Genomic DNA, 11,597 nt, shown 5'->3' with positions numbered 1-11,597 from the left:
CTCGCGCCGACCTCAGGCGATCGGCGTGGGCACGATCCCGTACGGAGCGAGCCCGGCGGCTCCCCCGTCGGCGAGGGTCGTCACCCAGATCCCGTCGCGGTGCACCGCCACCGAGTGCTCCCAGTGCGCCGCCATGCTGCCGTCGACGGTCGCCACGGTCCACTCGTCCTCGAGGACCGAGGTCTCGGCGCTGCCCGCCGTGACCATCGGCTCGATCGCGACGACGAGTCCGGGCTTCACCTCGGGCCCGCGCTGGCGCACCCGGTAGTTGAAGACGGGCGGAGCCTCGTGCATCGTGCGGCCGATCCCGTGGCCGATGTAGTCGGTGAGGATCCCGTAGACGCGTCCCGACTTCTCGGCCTCGTCCTCGATGTACTCCTCGATCGCTGCACCGACCTCGTTCAGGTGCCGTGCGGAGGAGAGGGCCGCGATGCCCCGCCAGAGGGAACCCTCGGTGACCCGGGAGAGCTCCTCCCGCGCCGCGACCTCGTCGGGACGCGACGCGTCGGGCAGTACCAGCGTCATCGCCGAGTCGCCGTTCCAGCCGTCGATCTCGGCGCCGCTGTCGATCGAGACGATGTCGCCGGGAGCCAGCACGCGGCCGCCGGGGATGCCGTGCACGACCTCCTCGTTCACCGAGGCGCAGACCGTGTGCCGGTAGCCCGGCACGAGCTTGAAGTTCGAGTGCCCGCCGAGCGCGACGATCGCCGCCTCGGCGACGGCGTCGAGCTCGAGAGTCGTGATCCCGGGACGGATCGCGGCCCGCACGGCGTCGAGGGAGGCGGCGGTCGCGAGCCCGGGAGCGATCATCGATCGCAGCTGGGCGGGCGTCTTGTACAGGGAGGAGCGGAATCCCACGGCGTCAGGCGGCCGACGGGTCGTCGACCAGACGACCCACGCGGTGGCCTTCGAGCGCGACGACGATGCGGTCGGTGACCTCCTCGACCGGCCCGAGGCCGTCGACGATCACGACGAGTCCGCGGCCGGCGTAGACATCGATCAGCGGCGCCGTCTGCTCCTCGTAGAGCGCGAGACGGCGACGGATGACGTCCTCCGTGTCGTCGCTGCGCCCCTGCTCGTGCGAGCGCTTGAGGAGACGCGAGACGACCTCGTCGGGGTCTGCCGTGAGCTGCACGACGGCGTCGAGGCTGTTGCCGTCGGCGGCGAGGATGCGGTCGAGCTCGTCGACCTGCTCCGTGGTGCGCGGGTAGCCGTCGAGCAGGAAACCGGTCGAGACGTCGGCCTCCTGGAGGCGGTCGTGGACGATCGCGTTCGTCAGCTCATCGGGGACGTAGCGCCCCGCGTCGAGGAACGCCTTCGCCTGGAGGCCCAGCTCGGTCTCGTTCGCCACGTTCATCCGGAAGATGTCGCCGGTCGAGATGGCCGGCACGCTCAGGATCTCGGAGAGCCGCGACGCCTGGGTCCCCTTGCCGGCGCCGGGAGGGCCGATCAGCAGGAGACGGAAGCCCACCACCGGGGTCGAGGTCATCGGAGGAGCCCTTCGTAGTGGCGCTGCTGCAGCTGCGAGTCGATCTGCTTCACGGTCTCCAGCCCGACTCCGACGATGATCAGGATCGACGTGCCGCCGAACGGGAAGTTCTGGTTCGCGCCGACGAGCGCCAGGGCGACGAGCGGCACGAGCGCGATCAGACCGAGGTAGATCGAGCCGGGCAGCGTCACGCGGGTGAGCACGTAGTTGAGGTACTCGGCCGTGGGGCGTCCGGCGCGGATGCCGGGGATGAACCCGCCGTAGCGCTTCATGTTGTCGGCGACCTCGTCCGGGTTGAACGTGATGGCGACGTAGAAGTAGGTGAAGCCGACGATCAGGAGGAAGTAGAGCGCCATGTAGAGCGGGTGATCGCCCTGCGTGAGGTAGTTGGTGATCCAGGTCACCCACGCGGGTGCCTCCTGGCCCGCTGCGGGCTGGTTGAACTGAGCGATCAGCGCGGGCAGGTACAGCAGCGACGACGCGAAGATGACGGGCACGACGCCGGCCATGTTCACCTTGATCGGGATGTAGGTGTTGTTGCCGCCGTAGGTGCGACGACCGACCATCCGCTTGGCGTACTGCACCGGGACGCGGCGCTGCGACTGCTCGACGAAGACGACGGCGACGACGAGGAGCAGGCCCACGCCGAGGACGAGGAGGAAGGTCTCGAAGCCGCGCGACTGCGCGATCGACCAGAGCGAGGTCGGGAACTGGGCGGCGATCGACGTGAAGATCAGCAGCGACATTCCGTTGCCGATGCCGCGCTCGGTGATGAGCTCGCCCATCCACATGATGATGCCGGTGCCGGCGGTCATGGTGATGACCATGAGGAGGATCGAGTACCAGGCGTCGGTCGTGATCAGCTGCGAGCACTCGGGGACGCCGGAGGATCCGAACAGCGCGCCGGAGCGGGCGACGGTGATCAGCGTGGTCGACTGCAGGACACCGAGCGCGATCGTCAGGTAGCGCGTGTACTGCGTCAGCCGGCCCTGGCCGGACTGGCCCTCCTTGTAGAGGGTCTCGAAGTGAGGGATGACCACGCGCAGCAGCTGCACGATGATCGACGCCGTGATGTACGGCATGATGCCGAGCGCGAAGATCGACAGCTGGAGCAGGGCTCCACCGCTGAAGAGGTTCACGAGCTCGTAGAGACCGGAGGTCCCCTGGTTGCCGGCGAGACAGGCCTGCACGGCGCTGAAGCTGACGAACGGAGCAGGGATGAAGGATCCCAGCCGGAAGATCGCCACGATCGCGAGAGTGAAGCCGATCTTGCGGCGGAGGTCGGGGGTGCGGAAGATCCGCGCGATTGCGCCAAACACTACCTAAGGTCTCCTGCTCAGTTCTTGGTGCGGGATACAGGTCGAGCTTGCCACGCGCTCCCCGGAGGGAGTCGGCGTGACAAGCTCGACCGACAAGCTGCTGGTGCTACTTGATGGATCCGCCCGCAGCGACGATCTTCTGCTCAGCGGAGCTGGAGACCTTGTCGACCGCGACGTTCAGCTTAACCGCAATGTCCCCGTCGCCGAGAACCTTGACCTTCTCGTTCTTGCGAACGGCACCCTTCGCGACGAGGTCGCTGATGGTGACGTCACCGCCCTGAGGGTAGAGGTCGGCGAGAGCCGACAGGTTCACGACCTGGTACTCGACGCGGAACGGGTTCTTGAACCCACGCAGCTTCGGGGTGCGCATGTGCAGCGGCATCTGCCCACCCTCGAAGCCGATGCGCACCGTGTAGCGGGCCTTGGTGCCCTTGGTGCCGCGACCGGCGGTCTTGCCCTTCGAGCCCTCACCGCGACCGACGCGGGTCTTGGCCTTCTTGGCTCCCGTGGCGGGACGCAGGTGGTGGACCTTGAGCACGTGCTCCTTGGTCGCCGGAGCGTCGGCCGCGGCCGCGCCCTTCGTGGAGGTCTTCGCGGGAGTCGTGGACTCCGTCGCGACGGCCTGGTTCTTGTCAGCCATTAGTCAATCTCCTCGACCTTCACCAGGTGGGCGACGGTCTTCACGTATCCGCGGTTCTGAGAGTTGTCCTCGCGGACGACGCTCTGACCGATCTTCCTGAGACCGAGCGAGCGCAGCGTGTCGCGCTGGTACTGCTTCTCGCTGATCTTCGACTTGATCTGGGTCACCTTGAGCTGGGCCATCACTTGCCTGCCTTCGCGCTGGACGCGGCGGCGAGGGCATCGGCCTCGGCACGGACGAGACGGGCCGGAGCGACCTGGTCGAAGTCGAGACCACGACGGGCGGCAACGGCGCGCGGCTCCTCGAGCTGCTGAAGAGCCTCGACGGTCGCGTGGACGATGTTGATGGTGTTCGACGAGCCGAGCGACTTGCTCAGGACGTCGTGGATGCCGGCGCACTCGAGCACGGCGCGGACGGGACCACCGGCGATGACACCGGTACCGGCGGCGGCGGGGCGCAGGAGCACCACACCGGCCGCGGCCTCACCCTGGACGGGGTGGGGGATGGTCGAGCCGACGCGCGGGACGCGGAAGAAGTTCTTCTTCGCCTCCTCGACGCCCTTGGAGATGGCGGTCGGGACCTCGCGGGCCTTGCCGTAGCCGACACCGACCAGTCCGTTGCCGTCGCCGACGACGACGAGAGCGGTGAAGCTGAAGCGACGACCGCCCTTGACGACCTTCGACACGCGGTTGATGGTCACGACGCGCTCGAGGAACTGGCTCTTCTCGGCGTCACGGCCACCGCGGTCGCGGCCACCCTGGTTGCGGTCACGGCCGCCGCGGCGGGGCTCGCGAGCCTCCTGCTGCGGCTGCGTGGACGCAGCGGTCTCGACGGGGGCCTCCGACACGGCGGCGACCTCGGGTTCCTTGTTCTCTGCGGCGCTCACAGGTTGAGCCCTGCCTCTCGTGCTCCATCGGCGATCGCGGCGACGCGACCGGCGTACTTGTTGCCTCCGCGGTCGAAGACGACCGCCTCGACACCGGCGTTCTTGGCGCGCTCGGCGACGAGCTCGCCGACCTTGCGGGCCTTGGCGGTCTTGTCACCGTCGAACACGCGCAGGTCGGCCTCGAGCGTGGACGCCGACGCGAGGGTACGACCCTGCGCGTCGTCGACGATCTGCACGAAGACGTGGCGGGCCGAGCGGTTGACGACGAGGCGGGGGCGCTCGGCGGATCCGACGACCTTCTTGCGCAGGCGGTCGTGACGACGACCGCGAGCGGCGGACTTGCTCTTTCCTCTGGTTCCGAGACCCATGATTACTTACCGCTCTTTCCGGCCTTGCGGCGAACGACCTCGCCGGCGTAGCGCACGCCCTTGCCCTTGTAGGGCTCGGGCTTGCGGATCTTACGAATGTTGGCGGCCACCTCACCGACGGCCTGCTTCGAGATGCCGTGCACGGTGAGCTTGTTGTTGCCCTCGACCGTGAACGAGATGCCCGCAGGCGGGGTGACGACGACCGGGTGCGAGAAGCCGAGCGCGAACTCGATGTCCGAGCCCTTGGCGACGACGCGGTATCCGGTTCCGACGACCTCGAGGCCCTTGGAGTAGCCCTGCGTGACACCGATGATGTCGTTCGCGATGAGCGTCCGGGTGAGGCCGTGGAGCGAGCGCGACTCGCGCTCGTCATCGGGACGCGAGACCAGCACCTGGCTGTTCTCGACGGAGACCTGAATGGGGCTGGCGACCGGGACGGTCAGCTCGCCCTTGGGGCCCTTGACGGTCACGACGGATCCGGCGACGGAGACGTCGACGCCCGCCGGGATCTCGATGGGGAGTCTTCCAATACGCGACATGAGGGGTTACCACACGTAGGCGAGGACTTCCCCACCCACGCCCTTCTTCTCGGCCTGGCGGTCGGTCAGCAGACCGCTCGAGGTGGACAGGATGGCGACGCCGAGGCCGCCGAGGACGGTCGGGATCTCGGTGGACTTCGCGTAGACGCGCAGTCCCGGCTTCGAGACGCGCTTGATGCCGGCGATCGAGCGCTCGCGGTTCGGGCCGTACTTGAGGGAGATGGAGAGCGTCGTGCCGACGCGCGCCTCCTCGACCTTCCAGTCGGCGATGTAGCCCTCGAGCTTGAGGATCTCGGCGATGTGCGCCTTGAGCTTCGAGCCCGGGAGGGTGATGGAGTCGTGGTGCGCGGAGTTCGCGTTACGGATTCTGGTCAGCAGATCTGCGACCGGATCAGTCATGGTCATGGCTGATGGTGCCTTTCTCGCCTGGTTTCGGCACCCTTTACAAGAGTGACGACCTGTGGTGTGGGACGGCGCCGACGACGTCGACGCCCATGCGGCCGCGCGAACGCAGGCCAACGAGCCATGCTACATGGCGCGGGGCCGGCGGTCGAGGGCTGATTCTCGCCGCGACTCGCTGCGGAGTGCGGCACCTCGCTGCACGCGGACGTGCAACGAGGTCGGAGGGCGGTTCTCACCACCCTCCGACCTCGGAGGTTCTGACTACGCGTTGTCCGCCGACTTGAACGGGAACCCGAGCTGCTTGAGCAGCGCGCGACCCTCGTCGTCGGTCTTCGCGGTGGTCACGACGGTCACGTCGAAGCCGCGGACGCGGTCGATGCGGTCCTGGTCGATCTCGTGGAAGATCGACTGCTCCGTGATGCCGAAGGTGTAGTTGCCGTTGCCGTCGAACTGGCGGTCCGACAGACCGCGGAAGTCGCGGATGCGCGGCAGCGCCACCGTGACCAGGCGGTCCAGGAACTCCCAGGCGCGGTCGCCGCGGAGCGTGACGTGAGCACCGATGGCCTGGCCCTCGCGCAGCTTGAACTGGGCGATGGACTTGCGGGCCTTCGTGACCTGGGGCTTCTGGCCGGTGATGGCCGTGAGGTCCTTGATCGCGCCGTCGATGATCTTGCCGTCGCGGGCGGCCTCGCCGACACCGGTGTTCACGACGACCTTGACCAGGCCGGGGACCTGGTGGATGTTGCCGAAGCCGAACTGCTCCTTGAGCGCCGGGACGATGTCGGCCTGGTACTTGGCCTTGAGCCGCGGCTGAACCTTCGCAGCCGCTGCGGTGGTGTCAGTCATCAGAGTTCCTCACCCGACGCCTTCGCGTAGCGAACGCGAACGGTCTTGGTCACGCCGTCCTTGGTGACGGACACGTTGCGGTGCCCGACCCGGGTCGGCTTCTTGGTCTTCGGGTCGACGAGCGCGATGTTCGAGATGTGGATCGAGGCCTCGACGGTCTCGATGCCACCCTCCTTGGAGCCGCGCTGCGTCTGGCCGACGCGGACGTGCTTCTTGACGAAGTTCACGCCCTCGACGACGACACGGTTCTTCTCGACCAGGACCTCGAGAACCTTGCCCTGCTTGCCGCGGTCTCCGCCGCGGGCCTGGGTAGCGCCCGAGATGACCTGGACGAGGTCACCCTTCTTGATCTTGGCCATGACTAGATAACCTCCGGTGCCAGCGAGACGATCTTCATGAACTTCTTGTCGCGGAGCTCGCGACCGACCGGTCCGAAGATGCGGGTGCCGCGGGGGTCCCCGTCGTTCTTGAGGATGACGGCGGCGTTCTCGTCGAACTTGATGTACGAACCGTCGGGACGACGGGTCTGCTTGACGGTGCGGACGATGACCGCCTTGACGACGTCGCCCTTCTTGACGTTGCCACCGGGGATCGCGTCCTTGACGGTGGCGACGATGATGTCACCGAGACCGGCGTAGCGGCGGCCGGAGCCACCGAGGACGCGGATCGTGAGGAGTTCCTTGGCGCCGGTGTTGTCGGCGACCTTCACTCGGGATTCTTGCTGAAGCATGTCTCTCTCCTGCTAACTCAAGTAGGCCGCGGCCTACTTGGCCTTCTCGAGGATCTCGACCAGGCGCCAGCGCTTCGTGGCGCTGAGGGGACGGGTCTCGCTGATGACGACGAGGTCGCCGATGCCCGCGGAGTTGAGCTCGTCGTGAGCCTTCACCTTGGACGTGCGGCGGATGACCTTGCCGTAGAGCGGGTGCTTCACGCGGTCCTCGACCTCGACGACGACGGTCTTGTCCATCTTGTCGCTGGTGACGTATCCGCGGCGGGTCTTGCGGTATCCGCGAGTGCCCGCCTCCTTGACGTCGTGGGCGGCCGACTCGTGGCCGGCGGTCTCGTTGGCCGTTGCCATTACTTGGCCTCCTCATTCGACTCGGTCGCCGCGACCTCGGCCTTGGCGGCCTTCTTGGTGGTCTTCGGCTTCTTCTCCGCCTTGGCCGGGGCCTCGACGGGTGCGGGGGTGGCGCGGATGCCCAGCTCGCGCTCACGGATGACCGTGTAGATGCGGGCGATGTCGCGCTTGACGGCACGCAGGCGGCCGTTGGTGTCGAGCTGTCCGGTGGCCGACTGGAAGCGGAGGTTGAACAGCTCCTCCTTGGCCTTCTTCAACTCGGTGACGAGACGCTCGTCCTCGAAGGTGTCGAGCTCGGCGGGGGCGAGCTCCTTGGATCCGATCGCCATTACGCGTCTCCCTCCTCGCGCTTGATGATGCGTGCCTTCAGGGGCAGCTTGTGGATGGCACGAGTCATAGCTTCGCGAGCGAGCTTCTCCTCGACGCCGGCGACCTCGAAGAGGACCCGACCCGGCTTGACGTTGGCGACCCACCACTCGGGCGAGCCCTTACCGGAACCCATGCGGGTCTCGGCGGGCTTCTTGGTCAGCGGGCGGTCGGGGTAGATGTTGATCCACACCTTTCCACCGCGCTTGATGTGACGCGTCATGGCGATACGAGCGGACTCGATCTGACGGTTGGTCACGTAGGCCGGGGTGAGCGCCTGGATACCGAAGTCACCGAACGACACCTTGGTGCCACCGGTGGCCTGGCCCGAGCGGCCGGGGTGGTGCTGCTTGCGGTGCTTGACTCGACGGGGAATCAACATGGTTATGCCTCAACTCCTGCTGCGACGGGCGCCTCGCCCTGCTGGCGGGGGGCGCGACGCGGTCGGTCGCTGCGCTCGGGGCGCGACGACTTGCTGTTCGCCTGCTCCCGCGCGAGCTCCTTGTTCGTGATGTCGCCCTTGTAGATCCAGACCTTCACGCCGATGCGGCCGAAGGTGGTCTTGGCCTCGTAGAAGCCGTAGTCGATGTTCGCGCGGAGGGTGTGCAGGGGCACACGGCCTTCGCGGTAGAACTCCGAACGGCTCATCTCGGCGCCGCCGAGGCGGCCGGAGACCTGGATGCGGACGCCCTTGGCGCCGGCGCGCTGCGCGCCCTGCAGACCCTTGCGCATCGCGCGGCGGAAGGCCACGCGGGCGGAGAGCTGCTCGGCGATGCCCTGCGCGACGAGCTGGGCCTCGGCCTCGGGGTTCTTGACCTCGAGGATGTTGAGCTGGATCTGCTTGCCGGTGAGCTTCTCGAGGTCGGCGCGGATGCGCTCGGCCTCGGCGCCGCGACGACCGATCACGATGCCCGGACGGGCGGTGTGGATGTCGACGCGGACGCGGTCACGGGTGCGCTCGATCTCGATGCGGGCGACGCCCGCACGGTCGAGCTGCGTGGCGAGCAGGCGGCGGATCTTGACGTCCTCGGCGAGGTAGTCGCTGTACCGCTGGCCCTTCTTGGTGCTGTCGGAGAACCAGCGCGACACGTGGTCGGTGGTGATTCCCAGACGGAAACCGTAGGGGTTTACTTTCTGACCCATTACTTGGTCCCCTCCTCAGGAGTGGCCAGCACGACGGTGATGTGGCTGGTGCGCTTGTTGATGCGGAAGGCACGACCCTGAGCACGGGGCTGGAATCGCTTGAGGGTGGTTCCCTCATCGACGAAGGCGCGGGACACGAACAGGTCCTGGTCGTCGAGGTACTCGTTCGAGGCATCGGCCTTGACGCGAGCGTTGGCCATCGCCGAGGCGACGAGCTTGTAGACGGGCTCGGACGCGCCCTGCGGCGCGAACTTCAGGATGGCCAGTGCCTCCTGAGCCTGCTTGCCGCGGATCAGGTTCACGACACGGCGAGCCTTCTGGGGGGTGACGCGGATGTGTCGCACGCGTGCGATCGACTCCACCATTTCTCTCCTCCTTCTCGTCGCCGCTTAGCGGCGACGGCCCTTCTTGTCGTCCTTCTCGTGACCGCGGAAGGTCCGAGTGGGGGCGAACTCGCCGAGCTTGTGGCCGACCATGGTCTCGGTCACGAACACGGGGATGTGCTTGCGACCGTCGTGGACCGCGATGGTGTGGCCCAGCATCGCCGGGATGATCATCGAACGGCGCGACCAGGTCTTGATGACGTTCTTGTTGCCGGCTTCGTTGGCCGTGAACACCTTGCGGAGCAGGTGGTCGTCAACGAAGGGGCCCTTCTTGAGACTGCGAGGCATCTTCTACAACTCCTACTTGCGCTTCTTACCGGCGGTGCGGCGGCGGACGATGAGCTTGTCGCTCTCCTTGTTGGGGCGACGGGTGCGTCCCTCGGACTGTCCCCAGGGGCTGACCGGGTGGCGTCCACCGGAGGTCTTGCCCTCTCCACCACCGTGCGGGTGGTCGACCGGGTTCATCGCGACACCGCGGACGGTCGGGCGGACGCCCTTCCAGCGCATGCGGCCGGCCTTGCCCCAGTTGATGTTCGACTGCTCGGCGTTGCCGACCTCGCCGATCGTGGCGCGGCAGCGCGCGTCGACGTTGCGGATCTCGCCCGACGGCAGACGGAGCTGCGCGTAGGGGCCGTCCTTGGCGACGAGGCGGACCGAGGTGCCGGCCGAGCGGGCGAGCTTCGCTCCCCCACCGGGCTTGATCTCGATGGCGTGGATGACCGTACCGGTCGGGATGTTGCGCAGCGGCAGGTTGTTGCCGGGCTTGATGTCGGCGCCGGCGCCCGACTCCACGATGTCGCCCTGCGAGAGCTTGTTCGGGGCCAGGATGTAGCGCTTGGTGCCGTCCACGAAGTGGAGCAGCGCGATGCGCGCCGTGCGGTTGGGGTCGTACTCGATGTGAGCGACCTTGGCGTTGACGCCGTCCTTGTCGTTGCGACGGAAGTCGATCAGACGGTACTGGCGCTTGTGGCCACCACCGATGTGACGCGTCGTGATGCGGCCGGAGTTGTTGCGGCCACCGGTCTTGGACAGCGGGCGAAGGAGCGACTTCTCGGGCGTCGAGCGGGTGATCTCGGCGAAGTCGGCAACGCTGGAGCCGCGGCGACCAGGGGTCGTGGGCTTGTACTTACGAATAGCCATTGTCTGTTTCCTCTACGCTTCTTCGGCTCAGCCGACGTTCGTGAAGATGTCGATGGAGCCGGACTTCAGCGTCACGATCGCGCGCTTGGTGTCCTTGCGCTTGCCGGTGCCGAACTTGGTCCGTCGGGTCTTGCCCTGGCGGTTCAGCGTGTTGATCGACGCGACCTCGACTCCGAAGATCTTCTCGATGGCGAGCTTGATCTCGGTCTTGTTCGAGCGGGGGTCCACCACGAAGGTGTACTTGCCCTGGTCGATCAGGCCGTAGGACTTCTCGGAGACCACCGGGGAGATGATCACGTCGCGGGGGTCCTTGTTGAACGCGGCGGACTGGCTCATGCGTTCACCTCTTCCTTCTTGGACTCGGCGCCGGTCTTGAGGGCGACGAAGCCCTCGAGAGCAGCCTGCGAGAAGACGATGTCGTCCGAGACGAGCACGTCGTACGCGTTGAGCTGGTCGAACGGCAGGATGTGCACGAACGGCACGTTGCGGAGGGACAGCTCGGCGATGAAGTCGTCGCGCTCGAGGACCACGAGGACGTTGCGCGACACCGAGAGGGCGTCGAGCAGGACGAGGACGTCCTTGGTCTTCGGGGTCTCGCCGAGGGCGAGGGACTCGACCGCGTGGATGCGGCCGCCGCGGGCGCGGTCGGAGAGAGCACCGAGCAGGGCTGCGGCGATCATCTTCTTGGGGGTGCGCTGCGCGTAGCTGCGGGGGGTCGGTCCGTGGACGACGCCACCACCGGTCATGTGCGGGGCGCGGATCGAGCCCTGACGAGCGCGACCGGTTCCCTTCTGCTTGAACGGCTTGCGACCGGCTCCGGAGACCTCGCCACGGTTCTTCGTCTTGTGGGTTCCCTGGCGCGCCGCGGCGAGCTGGGCCACGACGACCTGGTGGATGAGGGGGATGTTGGTCTGCACGTCGAAGAGCTCGGCGGGGAGCTCGAACGAGCTCGCCTTCTGGCCCTTGACGTCGAGGATGTCGATAGAGGTAGCCATGGA

21 protein-coding genes are annotated in these 11,597 nt (G+C 67.2%); all 21 read right to left on the bottom strand.

Features of this window, described 5'->3' with window-relative positions; translation table 11 throughout:
• Positions 1–12: 12 nt before the first annotated feature.
• A complete protein-coding gene (gene map, locus C1I63_RS09445) occupies positions 13–858 on the bottom strand; it encodes a type I methionyl aminopeptidase (RefSeq protein ID WP_082480981.1) in 846 nt (281 codons plus the stop codon).
• A gap of 4 nt (positions 859–862) precedes the next feature.
• Positions 863–1,489, bottom strand: a complete 627-nt coding sequence (locus tag C1I63_RS09440; protein ID WP_055787128.1) for an adenylate kinase — start codon at positions 1,487–1,489, stop codon at positions 863–865.
• Complete coding sequence (gene secY / locus C1I63_RS09435; RefSeq protein WP_055787123.1) at positions 1,486–2,808, bottom strand: preprotein translocase subunit SecY; 1,323 nt, start codon at positions 2,806–2,808, stop codon at positions 1,486–1,488. The genes C1I63_RS09440 and secY overlap by 4 nt, the downstream gene beginning before the upstream one ends.
• A gap of 106 nt (positions 2,809–2,914) precedes the next feature.
• Positions 2,915–3,448, bottom strand: a complete 534-nt coding sequence (gene rplO / locus C1I63_RS09430) for a 50S ribosomal protein L15 (protein WP_082480980.1) — start codon at positions 3,446–3,448, stop codon at positions 2,915–2,917.
• Positions 3,448–3,630: a 50S ribosomal protein L30 gene (gene rpmD / locus C1I63_RS09425; protein ID WP_077221985.1), complete on the bottom strand. Its 183-nt coding sequence runs from the start codon at positions 3,628–3,630 to the stop codon at positions 3,448–3,450. Before rpmD ends, rplO begins: the two co-directional genes overlap by 1 nt.
• Positions 3,630–4,334 (bottom strand): 30S ribosomal protein S5, encoded by a 705-nt coding sequence (rpsE, locus tag C1I63_RS09420; RefSeq protein ID WP_055787117.1) that lies wholly within the window; start codon positions 4,332–4,334, stop codon positions 3,630–3,632. Before rpsE ends, rpmD begins: the two co-directional genes overlap by 1 nt.
• Positions 4,331–4,702 (bottom strand): 50S ribosomal protein L18, encoded by a 372-nt coding sequence (gene rplR, locus C1I63_RS09415; protein WP_055787114.1) that lies wholly within the window; start codon positions 4,700–4,702, stop codon positions 4,331–4,333. Before rplR ends, rpsE begins: the two co-directional genes overlap by 4 nt.
• 2 nt (positions 4,703–4,704) lie before the next feature.
• Positions 4,705–5,241, bottom strand: coding sequence for a 50S ribosomal protein L6 (gene rplF / locus C1I63_RS09410; protein WP_055787111.1), 537 nt, complete (start codon positions 5,239–5,241; stop codon positions 4,705–4,707).
• A gap of 6 nt (positions 5,242–5,247) precedes the next feature.
• Positions 5,248–5,646 (bottom strand): 30S ribosomal protein S8, encoded by a 399-nt coding sequence (rpsH, locus tag C1I63_RS09405; protein ID WP_055787108.1) that lies wholly within the window; start codon positions 5,644–5,646, stop codon positions 5,248–5,250.
• A gap of 258 nt (positions 5,647–5,904) precedes the next feature.
• Entirely contained in the window at positions 5,905–6,489 is a 585-nt protein-coding gene (gene rplE / locus C1I63_RS09400) for a 50S ribosomal protein L5 (protein WP_055787105.1), read from the bottom strand.
• Positions 6,489–6,848 carry a 50S ribosomal protein L24 gene (gene rplX, locus C1I63_RS09395; RefSeq protein ID WP_055787101.1) on the bottom strand — a complete coding sequence of 120 codons (360 nt, stop codon included), beginning with the start codon at positions 6,846–6,848 and terminating at the stop codon, positions 6,489–6,491. The genes rplE and rplX overlap by 1 nt, the downstream gene beginning before the upstream one ends.
• Positions 6,849–6,850: 2 nt before the next feature.
• Positions 6,851–7,219: a 50S ribosomal protein L14 gene (gene rplN / locus C1I63_RS09390; RefSeq protein WP_055787095.1), complete on the bottom strand. Its 369-nt coding sequence runs from the start codon at positions 7,217–7,219 to the stop codon at positions 6,851–6,853.
• Between the two features lie 33 nt (positions 7,220–7,252).
• Positions 7,253–7,567, bottom strand: coding sequence for a 30S ribosomal protein S17 (gene rpsQ / locus C1I63_RS09385; RefSeq protein ID WP_055787092.1), 315 nt, complete (start codon positions 7,565–7,567; stop codon positions 7,253–7,255).
• Complete coding sequence (gene rpmC, locus C1I63_RS09380) at positions 7,567–7,896, bottom strand: 50S ribosomal protein L29 (RefSeq protein ID WP_055787089.1); 330 nt, start codon at positions 7,894–7,896, stop codon at positions 7,567–7,569. The genes rpsQ and rpmC overlap by 1 nt, the downstream gene beginning before the upstream one ends.
• A complete protein-coding gene (gene rplP / locus C1I63_RS09375; RefSeq protein ID WP_055787085.1) occupies positions 7,896–8,315 on the bottom strand; it encodes a 50S ribosomal protein L16 in 420 nt (139 codons plus the stop codon). The genes rpmC and rplP overlap by 1 nt, the downstream gene beginning before the upstream one ends.
• Before the next feature lie 2 nt (positions 8,316–8,317).
• Positions 8,318–9,076, bottom strand: coding sequence for a 30S ribosomal protein S3 (rpsC, locus tag C1I63_RS09370; protein ID WP_055787081.1), 759 nt, complete (start codon positions 9,074–9,076; stop codon positions 8,318–8,320).
• Positions 9,076–9,441 (bottom strand): 50S ribosomal protein L22, encoded by a 366-nt coding sequence (rplV, locus tag C1I63_RS09365; RefSeq protein WP_082480979.1) that lies wholly within the window; start codon positions 9,439–9,441, stop codon positions 9,076–9,078. Before rplV ends, rpsC begins: the two co-directional genes overlap by 1 nt.
• A gap of 24 nt (positions 9,442–9,465) precedes the next feature.
• Positions 9,466–9,747 (bottom strand): 30S ribosomal protein S19, encoded by a 282-nt coding sequence (gene rpsS / locus C1I63_RS09360; protein WP_055787078.1) that lies wholly within the window; start codon positions 9,745–9,747, stop codon positions 9,466–9,468.
• 12 nt (positions 9,748–9,759) lie between these two features.
• Positions 9,760–10,599, bottom strand: a complete 840-nt coding sequence (gene rplB, locus C1I63_RS09355) for a 50S ribosomal protein L2 (protein WP_055787074.1) — start codon at positions 10,597–10,599, stop codon at positions 9,760–9,762.
• Between the two features lie 27 nt (positions 10,600–10,626).
• Positions 10,627–10,935 carry a 50S ribosomal protein L23 gene (gene rplW / locus C1I63_RS09350; RefSeq protein ID WP_055787071.1) on the bottom strand — a complete coding sequence of 103 codons (309 nt, stop codon included), beginning with the start codon at positions 10,933–10,935 and terminating at the stop codon, positions 10,627–10,629.
• Positions 10,932–11,594: a 50S ribosomal protein L4 gene (gene rplD / locus C1I63_RS09345; protein ID WP_055787067.1), complete on the bottom strand. Its 663-nt coding sequence runs from the start codon at positions 11,592–11,594 to the stop codon at positions 10,932–10,934. The genes rplW and rplD overlap by 4 nt, the downstream gene beginning before the upstream one ends.
• Between the last annotated feature and the right edge of the window lie 3 nt (positions 11,595–11,597).

This window comes from Rathayibacter caricis DSM 15933 (assembly GCF_003044275.1).
In the GTDB taxonomy this organism is placed as follows: Bacteria; Actinomycetota; Actinomycetes; order Actinomycetales; family Microbacteriaceae; genus Rathayibacter; species Rathayibacter caricis.
This window is presented reverse-complemented; position numbering and strand designations above follow the sequence as displayed.

Excerpts from the sequence above, each read along its gene's own strand:
- C1I63_RS09440 (WP_055787128.1), bottom strand. The coding sequence starts at position 1,489 with ATGACCTCGACCCCGGTGGTGGGCTTCCGTCTCCTGCTGATCGGCCCT.
- rplO (WP_082480980.1), bottom strand. The coding sequence starts at position 3,448 with ATGGCTGACAAGAACCAGGCCGTCGCGACGGAGTCCACGACTCCCGCG.
- rpmD (WP_077221985.1), bottom strand. The coding sequence starts at position 3,630 with ATGGCCCAGCTCAAGGTGACCCAGATCAAGTCGAAGATCAGCGAGAAG.
- rplR (WP_055787114.1), bottom strand. The coding sequence starts at position 4,702 with ATGGGTCTCGGAACCAGAGGAAAGAGCAAGTCCGCCGCTCGCGGTCGT.
- rplF (WP_055787111.1), bottom strand. The coding sequence starts at position 5,241 with ATGTCGCGTATTGGAAGACTCCCCATCGAGATCCCGGCGGGCGTCGAC.
- rpsH (WP_055787108.1), bottom strand. The coding sequence starts at position 5,646 with ATGACCATGACTGATCCGGTCGCAGATCTGCTGACCAGAATCCGTAAC.
- rplE (WP_055787105.1), bottom strand. The coding sequence starts at position 6,489 with ATGACTGACACCACCGCAGCGGCTGCGAAGGTTCAGCCGCGGCTCAAG.
- rplX (WP_055787101.1), bottom strand. The coding sequence starts at position 6,848 with ATGGCCAAGATCAAGAAGGGTGACCTCGTCCAGGTCATCTCGGGCGCT.
- rplN (WP_055787095.1), bottom strand. The coding sequence starts at position 7,219 with ATGCTTCAGCAAGAATCCCGAGTGAAGGTCGCCGACAACACCGGCGCC.
- rpsQ (WP_055787092.1), bottom strand. The coding sequence starts at position 7,567 with ATGGCAACGGCCAACGAGACCGCCGGCCACGAGTCGGCCGCCCACGAC.
- rpmC (WP_055787089.1), bottom strand. The coding sequence starts at position 7,896 with ATGGCGATCGGATCCAAGGAGCTCGCCCCCGCCGAGCTCGACACCTTC.
- rplP (WP_055787085.1), bottom strand. The coding sequence starts at position 8,315 with ATGTTGATTCCCCGTCGAGTCAAGCACCGCAAGCAGCACCACCCCGGC.
- rpsC (WP_055787081.1), bottom strand. The coding sequence starts at position 9,076 with ATGGGTCAGAAAGTAAACCCCTACGGTTTCCGTCTGGGAATCACCACC.
- rplV (WP_082480979.1), bottom strand. The coding sequence starts at position 9,441 with ATGGTGGAGTCGATCGCACGCGTGCGACACATCCGCGTCACCCCCCAG.
- rpsS (WP_055787078.1), bottom strand. The coding sequence starts at position 9,747 with ATGCCTCGCAGTCTCAAGAAGGGCCCCTTCGTTGACGACCACCTGCTC.
- rplB (WP_055787074.1), bottom strand. The coding sequence starts at position 10,599 with ATGGCTATTCGTAAGTACAAGCCCACGACCCCTGGTCGCCGCGGCTCC.
- rplW (WP_055787071.1), bottom strand. The coding sequence starts at position 10,935 with ATGAGCCAGTCCGCCGCGTTCAACAAGGACCCCCGCGACGTGATCATC.
- rplD (WP_055787067.1), bottom strand. The coding sequence starts at position 11,594 with ATGGCTACCTCTATCGACATCCTCGACGTCAAGGGCCAGAAGGCGAGC.